15 protein-coding genes are annotated in these 11,860 nt (G+C 66.8%); 8 read left to right on the top strand and 7 right to left on the bottom strand.

The features are described 5' to 3' along the window. Positions 1–96 precede the first annotated feature (96 nt). Positions 97–432 carry a DUF7510 family protein gene (locus tag EOHIBHHM_RS17310; RefSeq protein ID WP_497252797.1) on the top strand — a complete coding sequence of 112 codons (336 nt, stop codon included), beginning with the start codon at positions 97–99 and terminating at the stop codon, positions 430–432. 130 nt (positions 433–562) lie between these two features. On the opposite strand, the gene EOHIBHHM_RS17305 is transcribed toward EOHIBHHM_RS17310, so the two are convergent. Continuing rightward, positions 563–1,618 carry a glycosyltransferase family 4 protein gene (locus EOHIBHHM_RS17305; RefSeq protein ID WP_497257040.1) on the bottom strand — a complete coding sequence of 352 codons (1,056 nt, stop codon included), beginning with the start codon at positions 1,616–1,618 and terminating at the stop codon, positions 563–565. 162 nt (positions 1,619–1,780) lie between these two features. On the opposite strand from EOHIBHHM_RS17305, the gene EOHIBHHM_RS17300 reads away from it, so the two are divergent. Both EOHIBHHM_RS17300 and trxA read left to right on the top strand, forming a co-directional pair. Beyond that, positions 1,781–2,446 (top strand): 2,5-diamino-6-(ribosylamino)-4(3H)-pyrimidinone 5'-phosphate reductase, encoded by a 666-nt coding sequence (locus EOHIBHHM_RS17300; protein WP_497252795.1) that lies wholly within the window; start codon positions 1,781–1,783, stop codon positions 2,444–2,446. A gap of 66 nt (positions 2,447–2,512) precedes the next feature. Further along, positions 2,513–2,848, top strand: a complete 336-nt coding sequence (gene trxA, locus EOHIBHHM_RS17295; protein ID WP_497252793.1) for a thioredoxin — start codon at positions 2,513–2,515, stop codon at positions 2,846–2,848. Between the two features lie 95 nt (positions 2,849–2,943). Here trxA and EOHIBHHM_RS17290 read toward each other — a convergent pair whose 3' ends face one another. Continuing rightward, a complete protein-coding gene (locus EOHIBHHM_RS17290) occupies positions 2,944–3,084 on the bottom strand; it encodes a hypothetical protein (protein WP_497252791.1) in 141 nt (46 codons plus the stop codon). 101 nt (positions 3,085–3,185) lie between these two features. Then, complete coding sequence (locus EOHIBHHM_RS17285; RefSeq protein WP_497252789.1) at positions 3,186–3,500, bottom strand: NifU family protein; 315 nt, start codon at positions 3,498–3,500, stop codon at positions 3,186–3,188. Between the two features lie 138 nt (positions 3,501–3,638). Between EOHIBHHM_RS17285 and EOHIBHHM_RS17280 the strand changes: the two genes are divergently transcribed. Then, positions 3,639–4,793, top strand: coding sequence for an acyl-CoA dehydrogenase family protein (locus EOHIBHHM_RS17280; RefSeq protein ID WP_497252787.1), 1,155 nt, complete (start codon positions 3,639–3,641; stop codon positions 4,791–4,793). 176 nt (positions 4,794–4,969) lie between these two features. Further along, on the top strand, positions 4,970–5,695 hold the full coding sequence (locus EOHIBHHM_RS17275; protein WP_497252785.1) for a ribosome assembly factor SBDS: 726 nt from the start codon (positions 4,970–4,972) through the stop codon (positions 5,693–5,695). A gap of 141 nt (positions 5,696–5,836) precedes the next feature. Here the strand turns inward: EOHIBHHM_RS17275 and eif1A are convergent, their stop codons facing one another. Both eif1A and EOHIBHHM_RS17265 read right to left on the bottom strand, forming a co-directional pair. Next, on the bottom strand, positions 5,837–6,121 hold the full coding sequence (eif1A, locus tag EOHIBHHM_RS17270) for a translation initiation factor eIF-1A (RefSeq protein WP_083850995.1): 285 nt from the start codon (positions 6,119–6,121) through the stop codon (positions 5,837–5,839). Positions 6,122–6,336: 215 nt separating this feature from the next. Continuing rightward, positions 6,337–6,672, bottom strand: coding sequence for an FUN14 domain-containing protein (locus EOHIBHHM_RS17265; RefSeq protein ID WP_497252783.1), 336 nt, complete (start codon positions 6,670–6,672; stop codon positions 6,337–6,339). Between the two features lie 278 nt (positions 6,673–6,950). Between EOHIBHHM_RS17265 and EOHIBHHM_RS17260 the strand changes: the two genes are divergently transcribed. Next, complete coding sequence (locus EOHIBHHM_RS17260; protein WP_497257038.1) at positions 6,951–7,265, top strand: DUF2209 family protein; 315 nt, start codon at positions 6,951–6,953, stop codon at positions 7,263–7,265. Beyond that, positions 7,262–8,563: a GTPase HflX gene (gene hflX / locus EOHIBHHM_RS17255; RefSeq protein WP_497252781.1), complete on the top strand. Its 1,302-nt coding sequence runs from the start codon at positions 7,262–7,264 to the stop codon at positions 8,561–8,563. The genes EOHIBHHM_RS17260 and hflX overlap by 4 nt, the downstream gene beginning before the upstream one ends. 6 nt (positions 8,564–8,569) lie before the next feature. Here the strand turns inward: hflX and moaC are convergent, their stop codons facing one another. Further along, complete coding sequence (moaC, locus tag EOHIBHHM_RS17250; protein ID WP_497252779.1) at positions 8,570–9,085, bottom strand: cyclic pyranopterin monophosphate synthase MoaC; 516 nt, start codon at positions 9,083–9,085, stop codon at positions 8,570–8,572. Further along, a complete protein-coding gene (locus EOHIBHHM_RS17245; RefSeq protein ID WP_497252777.1) occupies positions 9,078–10,523 on the bottom strand; it encodes an NAD(P)H-hydrate dehydratase in 1,446 nt (481 codons plus the stop codon). The genes moaC and EOHIBHHM_RS17245 overlap by 8 nt, the downstream gene beginning before the upstream one ends. 141 nt (positions 10,524–10,664) lie before the next feature. Between EOHIBHHM_RS17245 and EOHIBHHM_RS17240 the strand changes: the two genes are divergently transcribed. After that, the gene (locus EOHIBHHM_RS17240) at positions 10,665–11,855 is read left to right on the top strand and encodes an MFS transporter (RefSeq protein ID WP_497252775.1); all 1,191 of its coding nucleotides are present in this window, start codon (positions 10,665–10,667) and stop codon (positions 11,853–11,855) included. Positions 11,856–11,860: the final 5 nt, after the last annotated feature.

The raw sequence follows: 11,860 nt of genomic DNA, 5'->3' as shown, positions 1-11,860 counted from the left end.
ACGTCTTGGTCCCCCTGCGGTAAAAAGCGTTGCACGCGGGGTCCGACGGTTGCACCGGTACGAAGGGCTAAGTGTCCCGCGCGTCCACTCCCGGGCATGCCCGAGGAGTTCGACTGTTCGATGCGCGTGGCCGACGGGAAGACGGAGATAACGATCACGGGAACGCAGGAGGCGGCCGTCGTCGTCCGCTCGGAGAGCGGCGAACGGATCTACCTGCCGCCGGAGGGGTTCGACGCCGACCTGGACAGTCCGTACCAGTCGGCGCGGAGCGACAGTCCGTACCAGTCCGTACCGGACGACAGCCCCTACCAGTCGGTCCCCGACGACAGTCCGTACCAGTCGATTCGACGCGGCCCGGGCGTCACGAAGACGAGCGACGGGTTCCGCATCGTCCACGGCGAGAAAGTGACCGAGTACTGCGTCTACCGGTAAACCGTCCGAGTCGGGCAGCTCGATCCGCTCAGAGGGGTTATCGTAGAATCTCATAGATTTTCTTCAAGAGAATCGAACCCTGTGGTCTGCCGGGGATGGCCGGTCTTCCGGTTGGCGACGATAACCCCTATCAGTAGTCGCCCGCGGCGACCGTCTCGTAGACGTCGATAGTCTCGTCGACCACTTCGTTCCAGGTGCGTGGTTCGTACTCCGGCGGCCCCTCGCGGGCGCGTTCGAGTCCCTTCTCGATGCCGCCGGCGATCGACTCGGAGTCGATCTCGACCTCGACGACGCAGTCCTCCGGCAGACACTCGATGACGCCGGCGGGCGTCGAGACGACGTGTGTCCCCGCCGCGAGCGCCTCGGTGACGGTGATGCCGAACGGTTCCGACAGCGACGGCGAGACGAACACGTCCGCGGAGGCGTAGTAGTCGCCCAGTTGTTCCTCGGGGATGTAGCCGACGAACTCTACCTGCTCCTCGACGCCGAGCAGTTCGACGAACTTCTTCAGCTGTTCGGTCAGGTGGCCCTTCCCGCCGACGACGAGCGTCACGTCGGGGTTCCGGAGCTTCTTCATCGCGTAGATGAGATGCGAGATCCCCTTCTGGTCGGTGTGTCGGCCGACGAAGAACAGCATCTCGCCGTCGATTCCCAACTCGGCTTTCATGTCGCGGCCGCCGAACTCCGGTTCGGTGAACCCGTTGTGGACGACGTGGGAGTCGCCGCCGTACTCGCGTTTCAGTTTGTCCGCCAGCAGGTGACTGACGGAGATGAGGAAGTCCGAGCGGTTGGTCACGCGCTGTTCGGTCTCGACCTCCCGCTGGGGCGGGTCGACGTTCCGATCCGAGGAGAGCGAGTGGAACGACGTGATCCACTTGACGTCCTCGTCGCTCTGCTGGGCGCGCGACCCCGGACCGTAGCCGAACCAGTCGTGGGTGTGGACGACGTCGAAGTCGCCCTCGGCAGCCTTCTCGGCGAACCGCTTGCTCAGCCGCCCGATGCGAGTGATGATGTCACCGTCGCCCGTGGCGACTCCCTCGATGTTCTCGCGACCCTCCGGCGCGTACTCCGAGGGGAGAATCAACTGCGCGTCGACGTCGTCGCGCGCTTCCATCCGATCGAACACTTCGCCGACGTGGGTGTCCAACCCGCCCGTCACGTTCGGCGGGTATCCCCACCCGAGCATCAACACTCGAACCATGTTGCCCTACGTTGCCTGCGGGATTATTTAAAAGCCCGCCTCGGTACGGGATTCGCCGCCAGTGGACGGAGTGAGACGGAGTCCGCAGCCCACCCCGTCTCGGAAGCACCGAAAACCGTTTTCTCCCCCCGCGCGACCACGTCTACTATGCACGTCGTCGTCAACGCCGCGACGAGCGTCGACGGGAAACTCTCCTCGCGGCGGCGCGAGCAGGTCGAGATCAGCGGTCCAGAGGACTTCGACCGGATGGACCGACTCCGGGCGGCGGCCGACGCGGTGATGGTCGGCGTCGGCACCGTCCTCGCCGACGACCCCCACCTCGCGCTCGACGTCGAGGACCGCCGCGTCCAGCGACTCCGGAACGGCCGTCCCGGCAACCCGGCCCGCGTCGTCGCCGACTCGCGCGCCCGAACGCCGACCGACGCACGGATCCTCGACGACGAGGCGACGACCTACCTCCTCGTCGCCGACGTCGCCCCCGACGACCGGGTCGAGGCGCTCGAGGCGACGGGGGCCGTCGTCCTCCGGGCGGGCGACGAACGCGTCGACCTCGCGGCCGGGTTCGAGGCGCTCGAGCGCCACGACGTCGAGCGGATGATGGTCGAGGGGGGCGGTGAGCTCATCTTCTCGCTGTTCGCGGCGGGCCTCGTCGACGAACTCTCCCTGTACGTCGGGTCGCTGGTCATCGGGGGTCGGGACGCGCCGACCCTGGCCGACGGCGAGGGGTTCGTCGACGCCGACGAGTTCCCGCGACTGGAGTTGACCGACGTCGAACGGCTGGACGACGGCGTCGTCCTGCACTACGCGGTCTGAGTCGGTCGTGCACACGACCGACATACCTACTCAATAGTTAAGCCCGTCCCATCAGTAGATGGGGGCATGAGCGAAACCGAGACGACCGGAACGCCGATCCACGTCGAAGACGAAGCCCACTTCGAACGCCTCGTCGACGAGAACGACGTCGTCCTCGCCGACTTCTACGCCGACTGGTGTGGCCCGTGTAAGATGCTCGAGCCGACGCTCGAGGAGATCGCCGCCGAGACCGACGCCGTCGTCGCCAAGGTCGACATCGAGAAGCTCCAGGAGTTCGCCCAGACCCACGGGGTCCGCTCGGTGCCGACGCTGAAGTTCTTCGCGAACGGCGAGGAGGCGAAGACGGTCGTCGGCGTCCAGGACAAAGCCGACCTCGTCGACGTCGTCGAACAGCTCGGCTAGTCGGTCGACGCTCCCCGTCGGTCACTGTTTCTTCGGACGCACGGCGTCGAGAGCGACGGCGACTGCAAGTAGTGGCGAGAATCGTCGACGACCGTTCAGGCCACCCGGTCGAACTCGACGGTGTGGTCCGATTCGGTGACGTGGCTGTCGACGAGTTGCTCGGCGGCGGTCTCGGTGTCGACGAGCGACTCGACGTGACAGTCGCGACAGACGACGTGGTAGACTGTGGTGGCCATGACTCGCCCGGACCAACGGCGACGACGACGTTAAGTAATACCCCCTTATCGGCGTTTAGCACCCCTCAAAAGCACCGTCGACGCCCGTCTCGTGGGTGGCGTCAGAACGGCACGTCCGAGAACGTGTCGTCGTTGCCGCCGTCGCCGCGGTCGTGCGCCCACATCCCCGTTCCGGCGTGGACCTCGCTGAGTTCGTCGAACTCGGCGAGCATCCGACGCTTCAGCGCCTGGATGGTCATCGGAGAGATGCCACACCCCGAACACGCACCCGTGAGCGAGATCCACACCTCGCCCGTCTCCTCGTCGACGGCGTCGATACCGGCGTCGCCGCCGTGCAGCTGAATCTGGGGGAAGTTCCGCATCACGAACTGCTCGATCCGTGCTTCGAGACTCTCCTCGGGGGACGTCGTACTCATCACCCGAGAGAGGCGGGAGGGCGATATAGCGTTTCGCGTCCCTCGACCGACGGACGACCGGTCGCCGTCGAAACCACGGCCAGTGCGTTGTTTCGAGTGTCAAAACAGCTATACCGAAATTGTCTGTTATTGTCTGTCATGGACTACGCACTTTCCGAGGAGCATCGCGTCATCCGAGAGGAGGTCCGGCGGTTCGCCGAGAACGAGATCGCGCCCGTCGCGAGCGAGTACGACCGAGCGGAGAAGTACCCGTACGAGATCGTCGAGAAGGCTGCCGAGATGGGGCTGACGGGGGCACACTTCCCGGTCGAGTACGGTGGCGTCGGCTACTCGTCGCTGGAGAACGCGCTCGTCACCGAGGAACTGTTCGCAGTCGACCCCGGGATCGGACTGTGTGTCACGAGCGCCGGGTTCGGTGCGGAGGCGATCGTCGAGTTCGGCACCGACGAGCAGAAAGAGCGGTATCTCCCGCCGATCACCGAAGGCGAGGCCGTGATGGGCGCGGCCATCAGCGAACCGCAGGCCGGCTCCGACGTCACCTCGGTCTCGACGCGTGCGAAGAGAGACGGCGACGAGTGGGTGATAGACGGCAACAAGATGTGGATCACGAACGGGAGCGTCGGCGACTACTTCGTCGTGATGTGTCAGACCGACCCCGACGCCGACGACCGCTACTCGGGGTTCTCACAGATCGTCGTCGAGGCCGACCGCGACGGGTTCGAGGCCGACAAACTCACCGGCAAACTGGGTATCCGCGCCAGCGACACAGCAGAGTTGAGATTCGACGGCGTGCGCGTCCCCGAAGAGAACCTCGTCGGCACCGAGGGGATGGGGTTTCTCCAGCTGATGCAGTTCTTCGACGAGACCCGCACCGCCGTCGCCGCACAGGGCGTCGGCATCGCCAAGGGGGCCTGCGAACGCGCCCTCGACTACGCACAGGAACGAGAGCAGTTCGGGCGTTCCATCGGGGAGTTCCAGGCGATACAGCACAAACTCGCCGACATGCACATCCGGACGGAGGCAGCCAGACAGCTGACCTACAAGTCCGCGTGGAGCGTCGACAACGACGAGGGACAGCTGACCGCGCTCGCGTCGATGGCCAAGGAGTTCGCCTCGCGGGTCGCCACCGACGCGGCCGACGAGGCCGTCCAGATCTACGGCGGGTCCGGCTACGTCGACGACTACGACGTCGAGCGACTGTACCGCGACGCGAAGATCACGCAGATCTACGAGGGGACCTCGGAGATTCAGAAGAACATCGTCGCCCGCGAACTGCTCGGAAAGGGGTTCTGAGAGGGATTATCGGAGCAACCGCAGCCCTCCGGTTAACCCCACGACTCGTGTGAATCGGTCCCCGGACGTGAGAGCTCTGAACTCCTCCGAGAATCCCTCTGAGCACGAGGGGAACATCGATCGATTCCTGTCAGCGTCGGGGAGAGCTTTTAACGTCGGAGGTGGTATCCCGTCGTATGATTTCACTCGACGAAGCCGTGACGGCACGACTCGAATCGCACGGCGCCCGGTTCGAGGTGCTCATCGACCCCGACGCGGCGTTGGCGATGAAACGCGACGAGTTCGAGGGCGAGCTGGAAGATGTCATCGCCGCCGAGGACGTCTTCGAGGACGCCTCCCGCGGGGACCGGCCCGCCGAGAGCGACCTGGAGAAGGTGTTCGGGACGACGGACCCGATGGAGATCATCCCCGAGGTAGTCAAACGTGGGGAGATCCAGATCACCGCCGAACAGCGCCGCGAGATGCAAGAGCAGAAGCGCAAACAGCTCATCACTCGCATCGCGCGCAACGCGGTCAACCCGCAGATGGACGACGCCCCCCACCCCCCGGAGCGTATCGAGCGCGCGCTGGAGGAGGCGGGGTTCAAGATCGACCCGATGGAGCCGGTCGAGACACAGGTCGACGACGCGCTCGACGCGCTCCGTCCGGTGATCCCCATCCGCTTCGCCGAGGTCACCATCGCGGTCAACCTCCCCGCGGAGTACGCCGGGAGCGCGCAGGCCCGCGTCCGGAAGTTCGGCGACCTCGAACGCGAGGAGTGGCAGAACGACGGCTCGTGGGTCGGCGTGCTGACGTTCCCCGCCGGGATGCAGAACGACTTCTACGACCTGGTCAACGACCTGACCAGCGGCCAGGCGGAGACCCGCGTCGTCAAGGACAAAGACGACCTCAACGTCCGGTAGTCGCCTCGCTCGGCCGAGCACCCTCTCTCGGCAGTGTTGGAGTAGTCAGCGACTCACGATAGAAGCGTGCAGAAGACTGTTCTGTGTCGGTTCGAACGAATCAGCCAGCAGTGACGTGGAGTGTGCCGGTCGAGACGCGGTCTACTGGATGTGGCCTTCGCGGCGGAGCTGGTCTGCGTCCTGCCCCGTGTAGCGCCACTCGATGTTGGCCTTCTCGTCCTGCCAGTCCCACGGTTCGATGAGGACGACGTCGTCCTCGTTGATCCAGGTCCGGTACTTCATACGACCGGGGATCCGGCCCAATCGCTCCTTCCCGTCCTGGCAGCGGAGGCGAACGTGGTTTCCACCGAGCATCTCGGTCACGACGGCGAACATCTCGTCACTGTTGGGCATCCGAAGGTTCCGACGCCCTGATTCTTCACTCACAGGTTATATGGGAGATGGAGACGGTTAAATCATTGGAGACGAGAGGTACCGTATACCACGCGAGTGACACTCGGAACTGACCGAACACCGAGTGCGGAGTGATGTCCCGGATAGACGCGCCGCGAGCAGACGGACGTCGGACCGTGAGCGTACCTTTTGCGAACATCTCGATCCAGTGGTGCGGTGTCGTGGGAAGCCGCACCGTTCACGGCGAGCTATCCCTTCTTGAAGCCGAGGAGGAAACCGGCGGCGAACCCGCCGGAGATCGACAGCGTCGAGAGGATGGTCATCACCCAGTCCGGCGGTGCGTCGGTCGCGGCGCTCTCGCTCGTCTTCACGAGCCCCGAGGTGAGCTTCTCCCAGTCGACGCTGAGGATCTCGCGCGACTCGAGGAACTTGAACAGTGCGAGTTCGAGACCGACGAGGACGGCGATGACTTTGGCGACCTTCTTGGCGGCGAAACCGACGATACCGCCGACGATCGCACCCGATCCGGCCTCGACGCCGAGCTGCCGGAAGTCGATCGCGAGGGGGAGGTCCGCTTGTACCATAGTCACGTATCTGTCACTCTCTGTTAAGACCTTTGTGCTGCGTCGGCAGATAGCTGTTCGGAAGAGAAACAGGTCTATAAAAAGTAAAATAAAAGAAGGGAGACACTCAGCTGTCGAGAGCGTTCGTCCTCCCGAGCGGTCGCCGGGAAGCTTCAAGAGTGACGGTGACCTACGCGCGAGTATGGAACGGACAGACGAACGCGAGGTGGAGAGCCCCCACCCCTGAGGTGGTGGGCGTCGACATCAGCGGCCGCCACGAGGAGGCCGGCGAGTATCTGATGGTCGCCGCCGCCGTCCACGCCGTCGTCGACTCGACGCGCATCCGTAGCATCGAAGGGATGGGGTTCGCCACCAGTCGCGCCCAGCCGACGCTGGACGCGACGCTGGCGGTCGTCGCCGACGCCGTCGCGGAACTCCCGACGGCCCCCGACGGCCCTATCGTCGCCGAACACGGTGAGTTCTACGAAGAGCCGACAGAACGCGTCGGCCTGGAGTTCCAACCAGCGTTCAAGTACATCGAGAGCATAGCGGAACGCGAGACAGTGCAAGCCGCACACCACGCCGCGTACGCCGCCCGAGAACTACTGTTATGACAGGGACGAAAGCAGTCGTCGCAAAGCGCGTCGACGCCGGAACAGCCGACCTCGAAGAGATCACCGACCTCGCCAACGCCGCGGGCTACGACGTCGTCGGGTCGCTCACACAGACCCGAGAGGAGGACGCCGCCTACGGCTTCGGCAAGGGGAAAGTCGACGAACTGGCCGCGCTGGTCAGAGAGACCGGGGCGACCACCGTCGTCGTCGACAACCGACTCGGGCCGTATCAGACGTACAACATCGGACAGAAACTGCCCGAGGGAGTCGAGGTGGTCGACCGGTTCACGCTCATCCTCGACATCTTCGGGCAGCGTGCGCAGACCCGGAAGGCCCAACTGCAGGTCGAACTGGCCGAGCTGCGCTACGAACTGCCGCGAGCCGCCGCGAAGGCGAGTCTCGCCAAGCGCGACGAGCGCCCCGGGTTCATGGGGCTCGGCGAGTACGACGAGAGCCGCGAGCGCGACATCAAGGCCCAGATCTCCAACATCAAGCAGGAGCTCGACGCCATCGCCGACAAGGAGGAGACGCGTCGCGCCGAGCGCCGCGAGTCCGGCTTCGACCTCGTCGCGCTGGCGGGCTACACCAACGCGGGGAAGTCGACGCTGATGCGTCGCCTCGCCGCCGACCTCGACGTCGACGAGAACGAGGAGCTCCACCCGGACCTCGAGACGACCGCCGAGTCGGAGGACATGCTGTTTACGACGCTCGGGACGACCACCCGCCGGGCGGACACGGGGATGCGGAACGTGCTCCTGACCGACACGGTCGGGTTCATCTCCGATCTGCCCCACTGGCTGGTCGAGTCGTTCCAGTCGACGCTGGACTCGGTCTACCGCGCGGACCTCGTCCTGCTCGTCGTCGACGCCAGCGAGTCGGTCCAGGAGATCCGCGAGAAACTCGTCACCAGCCACGACACGCTGTACGAGCGCAACGAGGCACCCATCGTGACGGTGCTGAACAAGATCGACACGGTCGACGACGAGGAGCTGGCGGAGAAGATGCAGGCGCTGACCGCGCTCGCGCCCAACCCCGTCGCCGTCTCCGGGCTGACCGGCGAGAACGTCGACGAACTGTGCCGCCGCATCGAGGCCGAGTTGCCCGCGTGGCACGAGGAACGGCTGATGCTGCCGATGACCGACGAGACGATGAGCGTCGTCTCGTGGATCCACGACCACGGCCACGTCGACGAGGAGGAGTACACCGACGAGAACGTCCTCATCGAGTTCAAGGCACGCCCGGAGATCGTCGAGAAGGCACGGTCGAAAGCCGCCGACCTGTCGGTGGCGACGAGCTGAGCTGCGCTACTCGGGGTCGTCGACCGCTCGCTTCTCCTTCGAGACCACCTCGACGTCCGTGAGGCGCGTCCCAGGGTACTGCCCGTCTTGGTCCTTCTCGGCCGCTTTCACCATGTCCCAGACGACGTTGAGACCGGTCGTCACGCCCTCCAGCGCCTCCATCTCACAGCCGGTCTTCCCGGTCGTCTCGACGACGACGTCGAGGACGACGTGGTCCTCGCGCACGTCGAAGGTCGTCTCGACGTTCGTGATCGGGATCTGGTGACACATCGGGATCGTCTCCCAGGTGTGTTTGACTGCCTGGATCGCACCGATCCGGGCGGTGGCGAGCACGTCGCCCTTCCCGATCTCGTCGGCCTCGATGGCCTCGACCGTCGACGGCTGGAGGTGGATCGTCCCGCGGGCGACCGCCCGGCGAGCCGTGTCGGGTTTCGCGCCGACGTCGACCATCTGGACGTTCCCCTCAGCGTCGGTGTGGGTCAGCTCCTCCGTCCCGGTCGGGTCGTCGCTCGGATCACTCATCGTTCTCACCCTCTCCCCAGAGCGCCCGCGGCAGTTCGTCCAGGAGGTCCGACGCCAGCAGTCCGCCGTGGCGGTCGTCGAGCAGTTCGGCGGCCGTCCCGTTGGCGAAGGGGGCGAGGCAGGCGGCGTCGAACGGGTCGTGGGAGGCGAGAAGCGCCGCGGTGACGCCCGCGAGCACGTCGCCCGTCCCGCCGACGGTCATCCCGCGCGTGCCGGCTCGACAAACGCGCGTCGTCTCGCCGTCGCTGACGACGTCGTACTTCCCCTTCGCGAGGACGACGTGTCCGAGCTCGGCGGCGAACGACTCGATCTCGTCGGTGTGTTCGCGGAGGTCGTCGACGTCCGGCCCGCCCATCTCGGCGAGTTCGTGGCTGTTGGGCGTACAGACGAGCGTCGCGTCGGTCTCCACCTCGGGGACGACCGAGAGCGCGTCGGCGTCGACGACGACCGGCCCCTCGAACCGGGCGAGGAACTGACGGGCCGCCTCCATCGTCTCGTCGTGCGTCCCGAGGCCGGGACCGAGGACGACCACGTCGTCGTGGCGCTCGGCCGTGTCCACGAGGTCGTCGACCTGGTCGGGCGTCAGGTGGTCGCCGTCGTACGGCTGGACGATGAGGTCCTCCGCGTAGCCCGCGAGCACGTCGAAGATGCTGTCGGGGCAGGCGACGAACGAGAGATCCGCACCCGCTCGGAGCGCGGCCTGCGCGCTCAGCGCCGGCGCACCGGTGTAGGGACCGCCGCCGACGACGAACACCCGCCCGTTCTCGCCTTTGGTGTCGCCGCCGACGCCCGCGAGGATCTGGCGGTCGCCGGGGCCGACGAACCGCTCTGCGGCCGCGGGGATGCCGATGTCGGCGACGGTGACCGCGGCGTCGAGGTCGGTCAGCCCCGGTTTCGCGTCGTGGAAGGTGACGACGCGGTCGGCCTCGACGGCCCCCTCGGCGGCCTCGCCGGTGTTCGCGTCGACGCCGGAGGGGACGTCGACGGCGACGACCGTCGCGTCGGCCTCGTTGACTGCGCGAGCGGCCGACGCCTCCGGTTCCCGGAGCGATCCGGTGATGCCGGTGCCGAGCATCGCGTCGACGACGACGTCGGGCTCGCCGAGAGCGAGGTCACGGGAGTCGCGGACGACGGTGGTGTCGGCCTCAGCGGCTTCGAGCGCCTCCCAGTTCTCGCGGGCGATGTCGGTCGTGATCGTCTCGGGACGACCGAGGAGGTGGACCGTCACGTCGTACTCTTTCAGGAAGCGGGCGGCGACGAAGGCGTCGCCGCCGTTGTTGCCGCGGCCGGCGACGACGGCGACCGTCGTGCCGGGGTCTGCGGCCTCGCGGACAGCGCGGGCGACTGCGTTGCCGCTCGACTCCATCAGCTGTTTCTGAAGGACGCCCAGCGCCGCCGCGTTGCGGTCGACGACGGCCATGCGTTCGGCGGTTATCATGGTCCGGGATTCGCCCGGCCGCCTGTTAATCTCTCGGGGTCGCCGGACGACCGCTCGGGGACTGTAGGGAGGGCGATACCGCCGGACACACGAGCGGGCGAGTCGCAACGCTTGACCCGCCTCTCGACGAAGCGTGTCCCAGTGACCAGCCGCCTGTTCGGAACGCTCTGTGGGTTCGTCTTCCTCGTCAACTTCGGGAGAGTCGCCTTCGCGCCGCTCGTCGACCCGCTCCGGACGGAGTTCGGCGTCGGCTCGGCCGCCGTCGGCCTCGTCATCTCGCTCGTCTGGTGGGGGTCGGCGCTGCCGCGCATCCCCGTCGGCGTGCTCCTGACGCGCGTGCCGCGCCACCGGGTCGTCCTCGGAACTGGCGTGCTTCTCACGGCGGCCGCCGCGTTCACCGCGTCGGCGACGTCGCTCCTGACGCTCCAAGTGGGGGCGTTCTGCGTCGGTCTCGCCTCGGGGGCGTACTTCGTCTCGGCGGTCCCGCTGCTCGGCGAACTCTACCCGGAGTCGGTCGGCCGGGTCGTCGGCATCCACGGGATGGCGAGCCAGCTCGCGGCGGTCGTCGTGCCGACGCTCGCCGTCTGGCTGCTCTCGCAGGCGACGTGGAGAGCCGTGTTCTGGCTGCTGGCGGCCGCGGCGGCCGTCGTGACGCTCGCGCTCGCCGTCGTCGCCGACGGCGACACGGTGCCCGAGAACGCCGACGCAGACCGCGACTTCCTGGCGGCGCTGGCCCACTGGCGCACCATCCTGCTCGGGGTGGTGATGGTCGCCGCGCTCGGCTTCGTCTGGCAGGGGCTGTTCAACTTCTACGTCGAGTACATGACGACGGTGAAGAGGCTGTCGCCGACGACGGCCGGGACGATGCTGACCGTCGTCTTCGCGGCCGGCGTCCCCGCGTTCTGGCTGAGCGGCCGCCTCGCCGACCGACTGCCGAACGTCCCCTACGTCCTCGCGATCCACCTCGCGTTCGTCGTCTGTCTCGTCGCGCTGACGGTCGTCTCCTCGCGGGCGGCGCTGTTCGCGGTCACGGCGGCGATCGGCTACGTCGTCCACAGTCTCTTTCCGGCGCTCGACACCTACGTCCTGGGCGTGCTGCCGGCCGACAACCGGGCGGCCGCCTACGCCGTCTTCAGCGGGACCGCGCTCCTCATCGAGGCGGGCGGGAGCGGGACGCTCGGCTATCTCCGCGAGGCCGGTCTCCCGTTCGACGTCGTCTTCCTCGCCGCTGCGGGCGGCCTCACTGTCGTCCTCCTCGGCCTCACGGTGCTGTACGTCCTCGACGCGTTCCCCGGATCCGCGGCAGAACCGACCGACGTGAGCGCCTCGTAACCGAT

This window comes from Halogranum roseipondis, assembly GCF_059695585.1.
Note: the sequence above shows the minus strand (reverse complement) of the source record. Positions and strands in the feature narration are given on the sequence as shown.

Excerpts from the sequence above, each read along its gene's own strand:
- EOHIBHHM_RS17265 (WP_497252783.1), bottom strand. The coding sequence starts at position 6,672 with ATGGTACAAGCGGACCTCCCCCTCGCGATCGACTTCCGGCAGCTCGGC.
- EOHIBHHM_RS17245 (WP_497252777.1), bottom strand. The coding sequence starts at position 10,523 with ATGATAACCGCCGAACGCATGGCCGTCGTCGACCGCAACGCGGCGGCG.
- EOHIBHHM_RS17290 (WP_497252791.1), bottom strand. The coding sequence starts at position 3,084 with ATGGCCACCACAGTCTACCACGTCGTCTGTCGCGACTGTCACGTCGAG.
- EOHIBHHM_RS17310 (WP_497252797.1), top strand. The coding sequence starts at position 97 with ATGCCCGAGGAGTTCGACTGTTCGATGCGCGTGGCCGACGGGAAGACG.
- EOHIBHHM_RS17275 (WP_497252785.1), top strand. The coding sequence starts at position 4,970 with ATGATTTCACTCGACGAAGCCGTGACGGCACGACTCGAATCGCACGGC.
- EOHIBHHM_RS17285 (WP_497252789.1), bottom strand. The coding sequence starts at position 3,500 with ATGAGTACGACGTCCCCCGAGGAGAGTCTCGAAGCACGGATCGAGCAG.
- EOHIBHHM_RS17280 (WP_497252787.1), top strand. The coding sequence starts at position 3,639 with ATGGACTACGCACTTTCCGAGGAGCATCGCGTCATCCGAGAGGAGGTC.
- EOHIBHHM_RS17305 (WP_497257040.1), bottom strand. The coding sequence starts at position 1,618 with ATGCTCGGGTGGGGATACCCGCCGAACGTGACGGGCGGGTTGGACACC.
- hflX (WP_497252781.1), top strand. The coding sequence starts at position 7,262 with ATGACAGGGACGAAAGCAGTCGTCGCAAAGCGCGTCGACGCCGGAACA.
- EOHIBHHM_RS17260 (WP_497257038.1), top strand. The coding sequence starts at position 6,951 with ATGGTCGCCGCCGCCGTCCACGCCGTCGTCGACTCGACGCGCATCCGT.
- trxA (WP_497252793.1), top strand. The coding sequence starts at position 2,513 with ATGAGCGAAACCGAGACGACCGGAACGCCGATCCACGTCGAAGACGAA.
- EOHIBHHM_RS17300 (WP_497252795.1), top strand. The coding sequence starts at position 1,781 with ATGCACGTCGTCGTCAACGCCGCGACGAGCGTCGACGGGAAACTCTCC.
- moaC (WP_497252779.1), bottom strand. The coding sequence starts at position 9,085 with ATGAGTGATCCGAGCGACGACCCGACCGGGACGGAGGAGCTGACCCAC.